This is a genomic window from Streptomyces sp. NBC_00376 (genome assembly GCF_036077095.1).
Classification (GTDB): domain Bacteria; phylum Actinomycetota; class Actinomycetes; order Streptomycetales; family Streptomycetaceae; genus Streptomyces.
In genome coordinates this window covers 1,589,623-1,605,503 of sequence record NZ_CP107960.1, presented here as the reverse complement: position 1 = coordinate 1,605,503, position 15,881 = coordinate 1,589,623, and the positions used below count along the sequence as shown (strand labels likewise).

General features: G+C 70.9%; 15 protein-coding genes. 10 read left to right on the top strand and 5 right to left on the bottom strand.

Annotated features, from left to right (window positions below; translation table 11 throughout):
- Positions 1-8 precede the first annotated feature (8 nt).
- On the bottom strand, positions 9-1,148 hold the full coding sequence (locus tag OG842_RS07335) for a Dyp-type peroxidase (protein WP_266728591.1): 1,140 nt from the start codon (positions 1,146-1,148) through the stop codon (positions 9-11).
- A gap of 168 nt (positions 1,149-1,316) precedes the next feature.
- On the opposite strand from OG842_RS07335, the gene OG842_RS07330 reads away from it, so the two are divergent.
- Positions 1,317-2,618, top strand: a complete 1,302-nt coding sequence (locus OG842_RS07330; protein WP_266728589.1) for a right-handed parallel beta-helix repeat-containing protein — start codon at positions 1,317-1,319, stop codon at positions 2,616-2,618.
- A gap of 44 nt (positions 2,619-2,662) precedes the next feature.
- Here OG842_RS07330 and OG842_RS07325 read toward each other — a convergent pair whose 3' ends face one another.
- Both OG842_RS07325 and OG842_RS07320 read right to left on the bottom strand, forming a co-directional pair.
- Positions 2,663-3,406 carry a hypothetical protein gene (locus OG842_RS07325; RefSeq protein WP_266728587.1) on the bottom strand — a complete coding sequence of 248 codons (744 nt, stop codon included), beginning with the start codon at positions 3,404-3,406 and terminating at the stop codon, positions 2,663-2,665.
- 232 nt (positions 3,407-3,638) lie between these two features.
- Positions 3,639-6,359: an SdrD B-like domain-containing protein gene (locus OG842_RS07320; protein WP_266728585.1), complete on the bottom strand. Its 2,721-nt coding sequence runs from the start codon at positions 6,357-6,359 to the stop codon at positions 3,639-3,641.
- A 758-nt stretch (positions 6,360-7,117) separates the two neighbouring features.
- Here OG842_RS07320 and pcaDC point away from each other — a divergent pair.
- From pcaDC to OG842_RS07305, 3 genes are read left to right on the top strand one after another with little or no spacing between them, the layout of a single operon-like run.
- A complete protein-coding gene (pcaDC, locus tag OG842_RS07315) occupies positions 7,118-8,395 on the top strand; it encodes a bifunctional 3-oxoadipate enol-lactonase/4-carboxymuconolactone decarboxylase PcaDC (protein ID WP_266728583.1) in 1,278 nt (425 codons plus the stop codon).
- A gap of 13 nt (positions 8,396-8,408) precedes the next feature.
- Complete coding sequence (locus OG842_RS07310; protein WP_266728581.1) at positions 8,409-9,065, top strand: MBL fold metallo-hydrolase; 657 nt, start codon at positions 8,409-8,411, stop codon at positions 9,063-9,065.
- Between the two features lie 48 nt (positions 9,066-9,113).
- Positions 9,114-9,893: an exodeoxyribonuclease III gene (locus tag OG842_RS07305; protein ID WP_266728579.1), complete on the top strand. Its 780-nt coding sequence runs from the start codon at positions 9,114-9,116 to the stop codon at positions 9,891-9,893.
- A gap of 124 nt (positions 9,894-10,017) precedes the next feature.
- Here the strand turns inward: OG842_RS07305 and OG842_RS07300 are convergent, their stop codons facing one another.
- The gene (locus OG842_RS07300) at positions 10,018-11,172 is read right to left on the bottom strand and encodes a Cmx/CmrA family chloramphenicol efflux MFS transporter (protein WP_266728577.1); all 1,155 of its coding nucleotides are present in this window, start codon (positions 11,170-11,172) and stop codon (positions 10,018-10,020) included.
- A 386-nt stretch (positions 11,173-11,558) separates the two neighbouring features.
- On the bottom strand, positions 11,559-12,338 hold the full coding sequence (locus tag OG842_RS07295; protein WP_266728575.1) for a hypothetical protein: 780 nt from the start codon (positions 12,336-12,338) through the stop codon (positions 11,559-11,561).
- Between the two features lie 99 nt (positions 12,339-12,437).
- Here OG842_RS07295 and OG842_RS07290 point away from each other — a divergent pair, with 99 nt between their 5' ends.
- The 6 genes from OG842_RS07290 to OG842_RS07265 all read left to right on the top strand — a co-directional run bounded on the left by OG842_RS07290 (position 12,438) and on the right by OG842_RS07265 (position 15,609).
- A complete protein-coding gene (locus OG842_RS07290; protein ID WP_266728574.1) occupies positions 12,438-12,740 on the top strand; it encodes a hypothetical protein in 303 nt (100 codons plus the stop codon).
- A complete protein-coding gene (locus OG842_RS07285) occupies positions 12,737-13,483 on the top strand; it encodes a hypothetical protein (protein ID WP_266728573.1) in 747 nt (248 codons plus the stop codon). The genes OG842_RS07290 and OG842_RS07285 overlap by 4 nt, the downstream gene beginning before the upstream one ends.
- 551 nt (positions 13,484-14,034) lie before the next feature.
- Positions 14,035-14,277: a hypothetical protein gene (locus tag OG842_RS07280; RefSeq protein WP_266728572.1), complete on the top strand. Its 243-nt coding sequence runs from the start codon at positions 14,035-14,037 to the stop codon at positions 14,275-14,277.
- An 88-nt stretch (positions 14,278-14,365) separates the two neighbouring features.
- A complete protein-coding gene (locus OG842_RS07275; RefSeq protein ID WP_266728571.1) occupies positions 14,366-14,563 on the top strand; it encodes a hypothetical protein in 198 nt (65 codons plus the stop codon).
- Positions 14,564-14,606: 43 nt separating this feature from the next.
- Positions 14,607-14,996, top strand: coding sequence for a hypothetical protein (locus OG842_RS07270; protein ID WP_266728569.1), 390 nt, complete (start codon positions 14,607-14,609; stop codon positions 14,994-14,996).
- 46 nt (positions 14,997-15,042) lie between these two features.
- Positions 15,043-15,609: an RNA ligase 1 family protein gene (locus OG842_RS07265; protein WP_328512128.1), complete on the top strand. Its 567-nt coding sequence runs from the start codon at positions 15,043-15,045 to the stop codon at positions 15,607-15,609.
- Positions 15,610-15,881: the final 272 nt, after the last annotated feature.

Genomic DNA, 15,881 nt, shown 5'->3' with positions numbered 1-15,881 from the left:
GGCGGACCTCATGCCCAGAGCCGTTCACCGAGAGTCCCGGCGGATCCGGCACCGGGCAGGACGTAGGCCACGGCCGAGGCCCGGTGCTGGAGGAACGGGTTGAGCGCGTCACGGGCGGCCAGCCGGTTCTGGACGCGGGTGAACTGGGCGGCGTCGCGCATGAAGGCACAGAAGAGGAGGCCGCGGTCGCTCGGTCCGTCGTCGTAGCTGTAACTGCGACGGAGCATACGGGCACCGCCGTCGAAGCGGGGGCTGGCGAGGCGCACGTGGGCGGTGGCGGGGATGACGTAGGAACCGTCGGGGTTCTTGGCGTAGATGTCCGGCTCGTCGCGCTCGGCGGTGCCGGTGAGGGCGACTCCGTCACGGGCACGGCGGCCGATCACGCGGTCGCGCCGCTCCTCGGAGAGGGCCGCGAAGCCGGCGACGTCCATGTGGATCCGGCGGTAGACCAGAACGGTGCCGTTCCCGTGGGCTCCCGGTGGGCCCCAGACCCACTGCTCGGCCGCCGCGCGATCGGGGTTGGCGGTGCCGTCCTTGGAGCCGAACAGGTTGCGCGGGGTGGTGCCCGGGGGAGTGTGGGGCAGGAAGCCGGACTGGGTCCAGCGCGGCACCGCACCGGCGGCCTGTGCGGCACTGCCGACGAGTTCGGCGACGACGGTGAGCGTCCAGCGGTCGGCCGCGCTCAGCTGGACCAGGACGTCGCCGTTGCTGCGGTGCGGGTCGAGGCGGTCGCCGGGGAACGGCGGTAACTCCGCCAGCGAGGCGGGGACATCGAGGTCGAGCCGGGCGGCGAGGGCGGGGCCGACGCCGACCAGGGAGGCGAGCCGGGTCGTGCCACCGCCCTGGAGCCGCGGGTCCGGCGGGGAGTCGGCGGCCGCGGTGGCGAGTGTGCTGCTCAGCGCGGAGAGGACGCTGCGAAGAACCTTCCGGTCGGCGGCGGCCGAGGTCCGGGGGAGGTCGAAGGAGAGCAGGTGCGTCGCCGGCTGCTGGGGCGCCGTGACACCTGCCTGCCGGGCGCCGTGGAAGGGAATCGCGGACTCGGCCGGCGGGGAGCCGGCGGTGGCCCGGCCGGCCGGCCGGTCGCCCCTCGCCAGTTCGTCGGCCGCCGCTCCTGCCCCGGCGGCGAGCACCGCTCCGGCGGCGAGCATTGCCCGGCGCCGCCCGATACCGGTTGCCGCGGGTCGGGACGGATCCTGCGCATTTCCGTGTTGGGTGGGCATGGGCTTATTGGAGACGATAAAACATCCTCCATGCAAACCCTGTCTGCTTTACGCCCGTTGAACCGCTCGGCCGTCCCGACGGCAGTGTTCCGGGCGGTGTTGCGTCTGTCGATAGTGGTCGTCCCGCTCGCGCTGGCGGCCACCGGATGTTCCGGCACGGAGCCGACCCCCGCCGACGCGCGGCATCCGGCGGGGAGTGTGCTGCGCGTTCCACAGGATTTCCGCTCGGTGCAGCAGGCGGTGGACACCGCTCGTGAGGGCGAGACGGTGCTGATCGGCCCCGGCGTGTACCGGGAGAGCGTGCGTATCACCAAGCCCCGCGTGGTACTGCGCGGAACGGACCGCAACAAGGTGGTCTTCGACGGCGGTGTGCGTCTGGCCAACGGCATCACCGTGACCGGCGCGGGCTCGGTGGTGGAGAACCTCACCGTGCACGGCTACCTCGCCAACGGCGTGCTGTTCACCGGCGTCACCGACGAGCGGTTGCAGCAGCGCGGGGCCGGCGGCTCCGCCTACGACCCGCTGGACACCACCCGTTTCCCTCCCGTCCGCGGCTTCCGCGCGACCCGGGTCACGGCGTACAACAACGGCCTGTACGGCATCTACGCCTTTGACGCGCGCGACGGCGTGATCGAGGACTCCTACGCCTCCGGGCACGCCGACTCCGGCATCTACGTCGGCCAGTGCAAGCCCTGCTCCACCGTCGTCCGCGGCAACACCGTGGAGCGCAACGCGGTCGGCATCGAACTGACCAATGCCTCGGACGGCCTGTCGGTGCTGGGCAATCGCGTCGCCCGCAACCGGGTCGGCGTCACGGTCAACTCCAACGACCTGGAGGCCCTCGCCCCGCAGCACGGCGCGGTGATCGCGGGCAACGTGGTGGCCGACAACAACGCCGCCGACACACCCGAGCAGGCGGACGGGGGCTTCGGTATCGGTATCGGCATCGGCGGCGGCACCGCGAACCGCGTCCAGCGCAACCTGGTCCGGGGCAACCGGGCGGCCGGAGTGGTCGTCACCGACCCGCCGGGGCACCCGGCGAGCGGCAACCGTGTCGAAGGCAACCGTGCCACCGGCAACGGCATCGACCTCGTGCTGGCCTCGGTCGACCCCGGCAACTGTTTCGCGGGCAACCGGCCCGACACCCAGAGCCCGGACGGCCTGGAGGGACGCGCGGGCTGCGGCACCCGTGGCAGGGGCACGCTGCCCACCGGCCGGACCGCGTCGGTGCAGCCGCCGCCCGGCGTCCCGTTCAGCCAGGTGCCGGCCCCACCCGCCCAGCCGTCCATGCCGGATCCGACGGCCCCGGGCAGCCCGGCGACCGGCCTGCCCGGGGCCGTCGACCCGGCCGCGTACCCGCTCCCGAAGGACGTGGACGCCGTGCCGCGCCCGCGCTGAGCACGGCGCTGCGGTGGAAGCCGGGGCGCACCGGCATTGAGATCTCAGCCGGTGCCCCACGGCGCCTCAGGGAGCTTCGCCCGGCCGTCGCGCCCGGTGAACTCCACGGTGGTCGGTGTCCCCAGACCCGCCATCCGCATCGTCACCCGCCGCAGGCCGCCGTCACCGTCGACCCAGTACGTCAGCGGCGACCGTCCGCCGTCGGACCCCGCCCCGGGCGTGGCGCCCTGGGCACGCGGCCCGGCGAAGCGGTCGTAGTCATGGCCGTCGATGCGGTCATGCGCCAGCCATCGGGCCCCGGACTGGGCGAGCAGCATCGGGTTGTCGGGACGGTCCGCACCGAGCCCGATCAGCAACTGGAGCCCGGCGTCCAGGGGATCGGTCGTGTACGAGCGCGAGGACCAGCCCGAGCGCGGGATGTGCTCGGCCTGCTGCCAGGGCTGCTTGTCGTCGCCCTCGGGCGCGGGGGCCAGGCCGAGGCCGCCGGTGTCCCAGACGATCAGCCCGCGGTCGAGCTGCCCGGCGGCGGGCGGCCCGGAGGTGGCGGAGGACCCGGAAGTACCGGTGGCCCCGGTGACTTGATAGCTCCCCACGGCCCGATGGGTCCGGTAGTCCACGACCCCCTTGACCCGCACCACCACTCCGCCGCCCTCGGTGGCGGTCAGGGTCACCGCCACGGGACTGGCCTGGTACAGATTCAGCCGCGACAGCGCCAGCCTGGACGCCTCTTCCGTCGTCACCGGCCGCTCGGTGGTGGCGTCTTCGGAGTAGCTCCGGTAGGCGGCCACGCCACCCACTGCGGCGCCGCACGCCGTAATCGCGATCAGTGTTCTCAACCAGAGTGCCCGACGCGGCGTACGGCCGTCGGTCTTCCTCTTCCGAACCATGCGGTCGCCTTCTCTCATCGGTCGGTCACAACGGAGGTCGGTCATGCGGGAGGGCGGGTCCGCGAACCTCTGGTCCGCGAACCCGCCCGAGCCGGCCCGGACGGCTACCGGTGCCGGTCGCCCCGATCCAGGGCTAGTGGTGCTGTGCCCTTCGCCTGCGCATCAGTACGACCAGTGCCGCACCGAGGCCGGTGAGCGCGGCGCAGCCGGCCAGAGCCAGCTGAACCGCCTGGCTCATACCCGTGGACGCCAGGCCCCAGTGGGAGGTGTGGCCGGGTTTGCCCGGTGCGCCCGCGCCCGGAGCCTCCGGCCAATCCGGCTTGTCAGGTTTACCCGGCCACGACCCCGGCTTCGTCGGCTTCGGTGTCGGCTCGGGGGTGTGAAGCCGTCGGTTGACCGCTGTCACCGAGACCCCGTCGTCGAGGTTGTCGGAGGTCAGCACCAGCGGCCCGAACACGGGCTCGTCCGGTGCGGCGTAACCCGCGGGCGGGCTGACCTCCTGCCAGTAGTACGTTCCCGGCACGCCGTTGCCGCGGCAGATGCCGTTGGTCCGGGTGATGCAGGGCTTGCCGACCTTCGTGTCCGGGTCCTCCCCGGTGGTCTGCAGTTCGTCGGAACCGTTCGTCTCCTTCCACAGCTGGAACTTCGCGTGGGCCAGCGCTCTGCCGTGCTCGTCGTGCTTGACCAGGCGCAGCTCGCCCTCCTGTTGCCGGAAGCCGAAGTCGTAGGTGTGGTCGTTCTCGCCGGGCCCGCCGGTGGTCAGCGCGCGCTCCGGGAAGCGCGCGTCACGCGGGACGATGCCCTTGGAGTCGACGAAGTGGTTGTCGCCGACATCCGCTTCCGTGGGCACCCACTGGTGGAGCGGACCGCCCTCGGCGTAGTCGGCCGGTTTGTCGAGGCGGATGGTGTACTTGGTCCTCGGCTGGAGACCACCGGTGACATTGGAGTCGTCGAAGTAGTACTCGCCACGCGCCGTCGTCACGGTCGTCCCCACGAGCTTGCCCGACTCGTCGTACAGGTTGACGGTCGCGCCCACGACCGGGCGCTGGCCCGGGTTCTGGATGCCCTTGCGCTCGGGGTCGTACCAGACCCGGTTGCCGATCTGGAGCGGGGCCTGGTCGCAGAGCACCTCCAGGTCGCCCATCGAGGCGCCCTTGCCGAACGGGGCCACAGCACCCGGCGGGTTGAGGCGCAGGCCGAACTTCGGGTCCTGCGTGCCGTCGCGCTGGAGGAACGACGTGCCGTACCCGAGAGCGGTGTGGTTGGGGTCGAAGGCGGAGACCGCGATGGTGTTCTCGACCTTGGAGAGCGCCATGCCGGCGAACGCCGTGTTGCGGTGACCACCCCAGCTGGTGTCGAAGAAACGGGTGCCCCGGGGGGAGAGCCCGCAGCCGTTGTTGGTGTCCATCACATACGTGCCGTCCGCCTGGCAGGCCTTGTTCAGGTCACCGCCCGACATGACGACTGCGACGGAACCCGGCGTGGGACCGGCCGGCGCGCGGTCGCCGAAGCGGTCGCGGAAGGCCAGCAGCATCGAGCCGTCGGACTCGAAGTCGATCTCGCCCAACTCCGGTTCGGGGTTGGCGATGGTGGAGCTGCCACACGGACGGCCGTTCTGGGAGTCCGGGTAGGTACTCGTCCACGGGTACCAGCCCGCGCCGTCGCACGGGCCGCTGCCGACCGTGGACTGGCGCGGGTAGTCCAGCGGCTGGTCCAGCACCGGCTTGCGGAACGCCCCGGTGCCGAGGTCGAAGGGCATGACCACGGCGCGCAGGTCCGACAGCTTCCCGGTGGACTCGCCGGAGCACACCCCGCCGACGTAGCCGACGCCGTCATGCAGGCCGAGGCCGAACGGGCGCCAGTCCTCCGCCGCCGGACAGCCCGGGTCCGGGATGGCGGCGACGGCCTCGGGCGCCGCCGCGGTCGCCACCGTGGCGTCGTAGCGGTAGAGCTTGCGGTTGTTGAGGTTGACGACGAACAGGTCCTTGCCGTCATCGGTGATCTTGATGCCGCCCAGGCTCTCCTTGCCGGGTGCGGTGAGGAAGGCGTCGTCGGTGCCCTGGCCGTGCGCTGTCGTCCCCGCGTCCGGGACGACGGTGAACAGGGTGGTCGCCTTCTGCGCGCGGTCGGTCACGTAGATGCCACCGGCGCCGCCCGGACCGTAGTCCGTGGTGCGCTTGGCGAGCGCCGAGGAGAACACCCGCTTGTCGGCCTTGTTCCACGCGATGCCGAACAGCGTGCCGGTCTCGGCGTCGGTGGCGATGTCGGTGACGTTGACGTCGACGCCGTCCTGGCCGCGCGCGTCGTACGGGAAGGAGACCAGCGTGCGCTGGGTCCCGCCCTCGCGCGTGGCGGGCTGACAGGTCGTCACCAGCGGTGCGTTCTTCTGGCAGTAGTCACCCGGATTCCACAGCCCGGTGGTGTACGCCACGTTCTTTCCGTCGGAGAGGTCGACGAACTCCTCGTTGCTGCTCAACCGGTTGGGCGCACCGTCCAGTCCCTGGCGCGAGGCGAAGGCGGGGAACAGCACTCCCGGCTTCGGATTCACCACCTGCACCCGGTACCTGCCGCCGCCGGGCCCGTCCGCAGCCGGGGTGAGCGTCACGGTGCCGTCGGCCGCCGTGACCCCCTCGATGCCGGCCCCGGCGTCGTCGGTGAGGGTCACCCTGACGCCCGCGATGCCCGGTTCCAGCGCGGGGGTCCACACTCCGGTGTTGTCCACGGCCCGGATCACCCGGACCGTCACCGCCCCGTCCCCAGCCTGCGAGTGCGCCACGGGCGCCGCGGCTAACGAGCCACTGCCGATTCCGAGGGCGACCGCGGCCAGGGAGCCGACGGTACGGCGACCGGGCATGCCCGGCCTCCGCCGACGCGTCCCGGGCGCGGCTCCCTTCACTTCTTCATTCGTTGATTTCATCTCCTGCTCTCAGTGTTCAGAAGGACCTGAGGCCCTGCCAGTGAGGGAATACATAGAGATGCGGAGAACCGCCTTTACACGGATCTTAGAAGGGCTTCGGGCAAGATCATGGAGGAATGGTGAACTCGCCCGCCGCTGAATCTCCATGCGGGGTCCACTGATCTTGTCGCGGGCAAAGAATCGAAACTGTGAGCTAAATTCGCACTCATGTTTCATTTTTGCTGTGATGTGGACGCTCTCCGAGATCCGGCCGATCTCGGAGAGCGTCCGCGCCGAAGCGGCCGGTGTGCGGCCCTTCGTCCGGAGAATCCCCAGCGCCTGCGAGACGTCCGCAACGCTTCCCGTTCCCTCGGGGCGTCTCGCTTGCGTGCGGGACTTCACCGCGCTTTCGGTAATCGGGTGGTTTGTTCGTGCAACGGGATTCGCCAGATCATTTCGAGGCAGCGCTCGATGAATCCGGTCCGGCCGGCAGCGCAAGCGTCTGTGAGGCCGTGGCCTGTCCGGCGGAGGACGGCCACATCGTCCTCGGTCTCGTTTCCGCCGAAGCTCCCCGATCCTGCTCAGCCGGCGCCGGACCGGCCCCGCTCGGCTCCACCCGCCAGGCGGCGTCCGGGCCGGTCGCCGAGTTGCAGGGACAAAGACCGCAAGGTTCCCCCGGCGACGTGAGATCTCGTGCGCTATGGGAGCGTGAGTGGGTGAGTGAGACAACGACTGAAACCCTGCAATACCGCTTTGACGGGCCGGACGACGCGCCGATCCTGGTCCTGGGCCCCTCCCTCGGCACCTCGTGGCACATGTGGGACCGGCAGATACCGGAGCTCACCCAGCACTGGCGGGTCTTCCGCTACGACCTCCCGGGCCACGGCGGCGCGCCCGCCCACCCCGCCACCGCCATCGCCGACCTCTCCGACCGGCTGCTCGCCACCCTCGACGGCCTCGGTGTCCAGCGCTTCGGGTACGCGGGCTGCTCCATCGGCGGTGCGATCGGCGCCGACCTCGCGCTGCGCCACCCGCAGCGGGTCGCCTCGCTGGCCCTGGTCGCTGCCTCGCCCCGGTTCGGCAGCGCCGACGAATTCCGCCAGCGCGGGGTGGTCGTGCGCACCAACGGTCTGGAGCCGATGGCCCGCACCGCGCCCGAGCGCTGGTTCACCCCCGGGTTCGTCGCCGCCCAGTCGGCCATCGTCGACTGGGCCGTCCAGATGGTCCGCACCACCGACCCCGGCTGCTACATCGCCGCCTGCGAGGCCCTCGCCGCCTTCGACGTGCGCGGCGAACTCGGCCGCATCGGCGTCCCGACCCTCGTCCTCGTCGGCGCCGAGGACCGGGTCACCGGACCGGGCGACGCCCGCATCCTGGTCGCCGGCATACCGGACGCCCGGCTCGCCCTCGTACCCGGCGCCTCCCATCTCGCCCCGGTCGAGCAGCCCGGAGCCGTCACCGATCTGCTGCTCACCCACTTCTCCTCGGCCTGGCAGGACACCCTCGCCGCCATCCCCGCCCCGTCCGTCATCCCGCAGCTCTCCGCGCCCGTGCTGCCCGTCGCGGAGATCACCGCCGCCACGCCGCAGCCCGACCCCGGGACCACAGGACGCGCCGACCCGCACGAGCGCGGCATGAAGATGCGCCGCGAAGTGCTGGGCGACGCCCACGTGGACCAGGCCATGGCCGCCTCCGACGACTTCACCGAGGACTTCCAGGAGCTGGTCACCCGCTACGCGTGGGGTGAGGTGTGGACCCGGGAGGGGCTGGACCGCCGGACCCGCAGCTGTGTCACGCTCACCGCGCTGGTCGCCTCCGGCCGTCTGGAGAGCCTGGCCGCGCACGTCCGGGCCGCCCTGCGCAACGGCCTCACCCCGGCCGAGATCAAGGAGGTGCTGATGCAGACCGCCGTGTACTGCGGGGTGCCCGCCGCGGGCGCCGCTTTCACAGTCGCGCAGACCGTGATTCAGGAAGAAACGCGGCTCCGCCCGTAGCAGGATGGGGCACATGAACGCCGTGAATCCCATGCACCTGACACTGACCAAGAAGACGCACTCCTGCATCCGGCTGGAGAAGGACGGGCGGACGCTCGTCATCGACCCGGGCGGCCTCTCGGAGGAGGACGCGGCCGTGGGCGCCGACGCGATGCTGGTGACGCACGAGCACTTCGACCACTTCGACGAGGGACGGCTGCGCGCCGGTATGGAGGCCAACCCGGCCGCCGAGATCTGGACCCTGCGCAGCGTCGCCGACCGGCTGACGGCCGCCTTCCCCGGCCGCGTCCACACCGTCGGCCACGGCGACACCTTCACCGCGGCGGGCTTCGACGTACAGGTGCACGGCGAACTGCACGCGGTGATCCACCCGGACATCCCGAGAATCACCAACATCGGCTTCCTGGTGGACGGTTCACTCTTCCACCCGGGCGACGCGCTCACCGTCCCCGACCGGCCGGTCGACACCCTGATGCTCCCGGTGATGGCACCCTGGAACAAGATCTCCGAGGTCATCGACTACGTACGCGAGGTCAAGCCGCGCCGCGCCATCGACATCCACGACGCGCTGCTCGCCGATCTCGCCCGCCCGGTCTACGACAACCAGATCGGCAGCCTCGGCGGCGCGGACCACGGCCGGCTGGCCCCGGGGGAATCGACCGGACTGTGACCGGCGCCGGTCCGGCGGCTGTCAGTGCCAGCAGCTAGGTTTACGTACATGCGCATCGCCACCTGGAACGTCAATTCGATCACCGCCCGGCTCCCGAGGCTGCTGGCCTGGCTGGAGAGCACCGGCACGGATGTGCTGTGCATCCAGGAGACCAAGTGCGCCGCCGAGCAGTTCCCGGCGGACGCGCTCCGCGAGCTCGGCTACGAGTCCGCGGTCAACGCCACCGGGAGGTGGAACGGCGTGGCGCTGGTCTCCCGCGTCGGGCTGTCCGACGTCGTCACGGGACTGCCGGACGGCCCGGAATACGAGGGGGCGCAGGAGCCGCGGGCGATCTCCGCGACCTGCGGCCCGGTCCGGGTCTGGTCGGTCTACGTGCCCAACGGCCGCGAGGTCGAGCACGCGCACTACGCGTACAAGCTGCGCTGGTTCGAGGCCCTGCAGAAGGCAGTCGCCGCGGACGCCGCGGGCTCGCAGCCGTTCGCGGTGCTGGGCGACTTCAACGTGGCCCCGACCGACGAGGACGTCTGGGACCCGGCCCTGTTCGAGGGCGCCACGCATGTCACCCCCGCCGAGCGCGCCGCCCTCGCCGCGCTGCGTGAGGAGGGGCTGTCGGACGTCATGCCGCGCCCGCTCAAGTACGACCGCCCGTACACCTTCTGGGACTACCGGGAGCTGCGCTTCCCGAAGAACAAGGGCATGCGGATCGACCTGGTCTACGGCAACGCGCCCTTCGTCGCGGCGGTCGAGGACAGCTATGTGGACCGCGAGGAGCGCAAGGGCAAGGGTGCGTCCGACCACGCCCCGGTGGTCGTGGACCTCAGTATCTGAGGATCCGTTGTCAGTGGTGGCCGTTAGCGTGGTTCCTGTCCTTATTCCGCTTGCTGGCTGCTTGCTGTGAACAGGACGGCCCCGCCCGTTCAGCGCCGGGCGGGGCTCCATCCATCGCCGCCGGTCAGGCGGCGGCGGTGCGGCGCATGCCCAGTGACGCCCCGGCGGTGCCCAGCGCCAGGACCATCAGCAGGGCGCTCACCCACAACGGAGACCGGAAGCCGAACCCCGCGCCGATCGCCAGCCCGCCCAGCCAGGGGCCGAGCGCGCCACCCACATTGAACGCGGCCGTGGCGAACGAGCCGGACAGCGTCGGTGCGTCGGCCGCCAGCCGGAACACCCACGAGATCAGCGCGGTACCGGTACCGAACGCCAGCATCCCCTGGACGAGGACGAGCGCCACCGTCGCGAACGGGCTGCCCGCCATCAGCGCGAACCCGGTCCAGCCGACCGCCAGTGCCACCAGACCGGCCGCGGTGAAGGCGACCGGCCGCAGATCGACGAGCCGGCCGGCGGCCGTGACGCCGATGAAAGAGCCCAGCCCGAACAGCGCCAGCAGACCGGGCACCCAGGCCGCGGTGAGCCCGGTGACACGGGTGGCGAGCGGCTCGACGTAGGAGAACGCGCAGAACGTCGCCCCCTGCACCAGGGCGCTGGTCAGCAGGGTCAGCAGCAGCCGCGGACCGGTCAGGGTCCGCAGCTCGACGCTCGCAGGGGCGGGGGCGGACTCGGGACGCCCCGCCGGAACGGTCCTGGCGATCACGAGGACGGCCGGTACGGAGACCAGGGCCACGGCCCAGAACGCCGATCGCCACCCCCAGTGCCCGCCCAGCGCCGCACCGGCGGGCACCCCGGCGACACAGGCGATGGTGACGCCCCCGACCACCACCGAGGTGGCGCGGGCGCGGGCCTCGGGCCCGACCATGGAGACCGCGGTCACCAGGGCCACCGCCCAGAAGCCCGCATTGGCCAGCGCCCCGACGACCCGCGTCGCGAGGAGCAGCCCGTAACCGGGCGTGAGCGCGCCGACGACATGGACGGCGCTGAAGACGCAGAGGAAGAACACCAGGGCGCGGCGGCGGGGCCAGTTCCGGCTGAAGAGCGCCATCAGCGGCGCCCCGACGATCATCCCGATTGCGAAGGCCGAGGTCAGCAGCCCTGCGGCGGGAATGGAGACGTGCAGGTCGGCGGCGATGTCCGAGACCAGCCCGGACAGCATGAATTCGGATGTGCCCTGGGCGAAGACGGCGAGCCCGAGCGCGTAGACGGCGAATGGCATGAAGGAACCCCATGGACGACTGACGGATGGACCAGGCAAGGGGTGTGGGCCCGCACCCGCCCGTCATGACAGGCGGCGACGCGGAAGAACGTCCGGGGTACTCAGGGACGTGACCGGCGGCGCGGAAGAACGTCCGAGGTGCTCAGGGACGTGACCGGCTACGCGGCAGGCGCCGGAGCCGGAGGATCCGCGCGCGGTGCACCGGGAGCGGTTCACGAGCGCGGAGGGAGGAGCGCAGCCCACACAGCGGGGGTCCTGCGGCGGCGGCCGGTGGGAATCGCCCCGGGCCGGTACTCGGCGTCACGGGAGCGATTCGACGGCGGATCAGCCACCGGCGGACCGGTGGCTAGCCTCTGTCGGACTCGGGGCTGGACATGATCGCGAAGCTACCAGCCCGGATCGCCTCGCCTCCACCCCTTTTTCCGCCGGAACCGTGCCGGGGCGGTGGTAAGCGGCGCGCGCGGAGGCGCGCGAGCGGGCGCCCGCTTCGGATTCAGCACTCGAACGACAGGCCGCGTGTCTGCGTCTCCCATGCGGCCGGGCACCGACTCCCACCGCTCCTGCAGCGTTTTCATGATGGCACGCTCCATCGGAACCGTCACGCTTGAGTACACGCCCTCAACGCCCGGAACTTCGTGACCCATTCGGGACTCGACCGCGAACCGGCTGTGCCCGTCCTCGTCGAGCCAGGATTTCGCCCCATGCCGGATCAGGTACAGACGCTTCCCCGTGAACGCAGGAACTCCCGGCAGGGCCAGACGCTCACCGGGCCAGCGCGGCCCCTCCTCCGCCTTCGCCCCGTCAGCGATCGGGCGCCAGTACTTGTGGTCGAAGTTCGCCGACCGCGAGTTGCCCCCGCTGATCGACGGGAACACCCATCGGGAGTCATGCTCCTTGAGGAGTCGCTCCAGCATCTCGGCGAGGAACGGGGGCACCACAAGAGTCCTGAGCGACTCGTACTTCGGTGGGAAGAACTGCAACCCGCCGCCTTCGTACTGGACTCGGCGCTCCACCCGTATCGCAGGCATCAGCCCTTCGCCCTTGCCGTACCGCCCCACGTCCTCGGCGTAGCGTTCGGCCTCGTCAGGATCGACCCGCAGGTCCGACCCGGGCCACGTCGGGTAGCAGTACTCCCGGGTGAGGCCGTACAGCTCGGCCGGCCGCATGCCCGTCGCCGCCATCGTCCACATGATGACGTACCCGGCCGGCCCGAACACCGCGTGTGCGTTCCGGGCGCCCGATCCACCGCCCGCTGCGCCGTCCTCATGGAAGCCCACGCCCCGCGCCACAACGGATTTGGGCAGCACCGCAATCTTCGCCCCCTCGGCTCCTCCTTGTGGATGCGCCGGCCCGAGTTCGGCTTCGGACTCCGCCCCGTCGAGGACGAGAAGTCCGCGGAGAACACCGAGGGAGCCCACGGCAGGCGCGTCGTTGCCCGGCGCGGCATGCGGGACGAGCGTGACTGGCCCCAGTCCATCAAGCAGGGCGAAAAGTGGCCGTGGACCGCGTACAAGCCCATCGACGCCGACCAGTACACCGGCTACTCAGCGACAGGAGCGATCTGGTGAACATCCAGAACGACTGGCACACCGCCCTCGCAGGCGAAGCAGTAGAACGCACCCTCCATCAGCAGGTCGTGCGCGCGGGCCATGTTCCCGGCCAGCCCGGCGCCCACGGCGGCGATATGACTGTTGAAGCGCTTCCCGCCTGGTACGCGGACACCACGTTCCGGTCCGCCCTCGAAGCGTCCTGGGCCGCCACTCTCGACACCCTGAACATCCGGTGGGAGTACGAACCCGAAAGGGTCGCCCTTCCGTCCGGCGCCACGTACATCCCCGCCTTCCGCCTCCCCGACATCGGAGCCTGGCTGGAGGTCAAGGGCACCGGGGTACCGAGGGTCGAGAAGGCTATCGAGTTCGGGGAGTCCCTGGCCTGCGACTGCGAGATCTGCGCCTGGACCTGCGACTGGCCCGGCGGCGAACTTGTCGTCATCGGGCATCCGCCCAGGCCCTACGACCCGTGGACTGACCCGCAGTTCGGCGACGCCGACGACATCAACCACCGGGCGATGGCCAGGGTCAGCCGACGCCACGGCGGACACCCCAACTGGTCGTCCACGCGCCCCCGCACCCTCTGGCTCACCCGCTGCGCCGACTGCAACCGGGGCACCTGGTTCGAGTCCGCGCAATGCCGGTCCTGCCGCGGTTCCCTCGCCGACTGCCAGGGCTACCAGGCCGGCGCGTCCGAGCTGGAGTTCCGCCGGATCAAGGGCCCGATGCCAGTGGGTGGCGACGACGGCGAGGCGGTATGACGCGCCCGGTGCCCCCCGGTTCCGCCTCTGCGCCCGTCTCCGGCCGCGTGAGCCCCACCAACGTCTCCGGGGCGGCGCGGACACCCCTCCGAGGCCGTCACGCGGGCGCGCAGGGGCCCGGACGGGGCCAACCGCCGACGACGGGCCGATGCCCGGACAGGCCGAAATCGAGTTACGGCCCATGCAGCCAACCCTCTGGAGCCTCTGATGCACCCACCGACCCATTCCGCCGCGATAAGCCTCTGCTCCGGTATCGGCGCCTTCGACAGAGCCATTGAGCAGCGGACCGGCGCGCAGCCGCCCCGATGACCTGTTGGCCTACTTACCCCGTTTCAGCGCCAACCGCCGATCACGCCATGCCTGGCCAAACGCACCACCGAACGCCATGGAGGCGGCAGCACATCCGCGAGTTGCCGCGTCTCGCCAGTCCGAACCCCACCAGGCCATCGGCACCACCGCCGCCAACAGCCCAATCCCTGCCGCCACGCAAACCGGCATCACCAGCCACGAGATACACCCCATGCCCGAAAGCTACACAGGAGTCCGACCCGATGACCGGCCGCATCGCGCTCGACAACCTCACCGGCGACGCCCTCGACCAGCCGCACGCGCGGGCAGAGAAGGCCGAGCGGGCCGTCGACCACCTCGCCGACCGATACCGAGGCGCCGAGGCCGCCATCGAACGCGTGCGGCGTCCGTGCGGCCTCACCATCGCCGCCTCGGTCCGCGTCCAGGCCGTCCAGCAGGCCCGTGACACCCTCGCCGCCCTCGACGAGCAGCAGCCCACCGCATGACCCGCCGCACGACCGCATGACCGGTCGGCCGGACCCCACCCGGTCGGCCGCCCCGCCCCGTCCCACCGCACGCCCGCAAGGAGCAGCCGTGAACGAGTCCGCCGAATGCCTCATCTGCAACCGTGGCCTGTACGCCGACGAGCTCGGCCGGTACGCCTGCAACCCATGCACCGACCGCATCGACGAACACCTGCGGGCTCTGGCCGGGTCGAACGGCCTGTACGCCCGCCTGAGCGCCCAGCTGGCCCTAAGGGCAGGGAACGGGTGGCCCGGCGGTCTCCGGTAGCCGCACAGCCCCCGTACCGGTCCGTCTGGAGATCCTCAACCTCATGACCGCCGGTGGGCCCGTTCTCGGCCCGCTCGAAACGTGGGTGTGGGACTGGCGCGAACACGGACGGGCCGAGGTGTGCGAAGCCGGGACGCTGCAGCAGCGCCTCGACCACGCCGTCCGGACGCTCAGGTTCAACCTCGAATGGGCCGCTGCCAATCACCCCGCGATCGATGAGTTCGCCCGCGAGGTGTCGCTGATCCGCCGCCAATGTGAGGCCCAGGTGTCGGGGGAGCGCCGGCCGCGCACCGTGCCCGTCGCCTGCCCCTGCGGCGCCGTCCTCCGCATCACTCTGGACACCCCCGGCTGCCGATACCCCCGATGCGGCGAGCAGTACGGGCACAGCGAGTTGATGGACCTGCCGCTCGACGACCACCGGATCGCGGCGTGAACGAAATTCCGATGCACGCAAGCCAGTCAACCGACAGGATCCCGGAATGCAGAAGATTCCCACCGTGTTCGTCCGCGACTTCGACAACAATCCCGCGCACGTCCTGCCCAGGGTGACCCCCGGCTGCGAATGGGTGCTCACAGGCGAAGGGCAGGCCACCCGCAAGTACGACGGCACCTGCGTGATGCTCGACGAGGCAGGCAAGTGGTGGGCGCGTCGCGAAGTGAAGCCCCGCAAGCCGGAACCGCCGAACTACATGGCCCTCTCCGTCGACACCGAGACGGGCAGGACCATCGGCTGGGAACCAATCGGCCAGTCATCGTTCGCGAAGTTCCACGCAGAGGCCCTACAGGCGGCCGGGTCGAGCAAGTGGACCGCCGGGACCTTCGAGCTGATCGGCCCGAAGGTGAACGGAAATCCCGAGGGCGGCGACGTTCACCGGCTCGTCGAGCACGCTGCGGCGCAGCACGTCTCAGTGCCAGAGCTGACATTCGAGGGGATCCGTAGCACTGTGCTGGCCCTGGCAGCGGTCGACGGATGCGAAGGCATCGTCTGGCACAACCCCGACGGACGGATGGCGAAGATCAAATCCAGGGACTTCCCGAAAGCATGACAACGAAGCGCCCCCGTACCGGTTCGGCGGTGCGGGGGCGCTGTCATGTGCGCTAGGTCCGTCGGATGCCTCGGCGACGAGTGGAAGCTGCAAGGCGCGTCAGGAGTACCGGACAGCGGTGCCGTACCCCTGGTAGACCGTCTGGGTTTCGATCGACTCGCCAGACAAGAGACCCACGCTCGTGTGCGTATCTGACGTTCGCGACGAAACGCACCGCAATGACCGCGTCAGCCCCTTGACTCGTGGCTGTCGCCGCAAGGTCGGAATAAGCC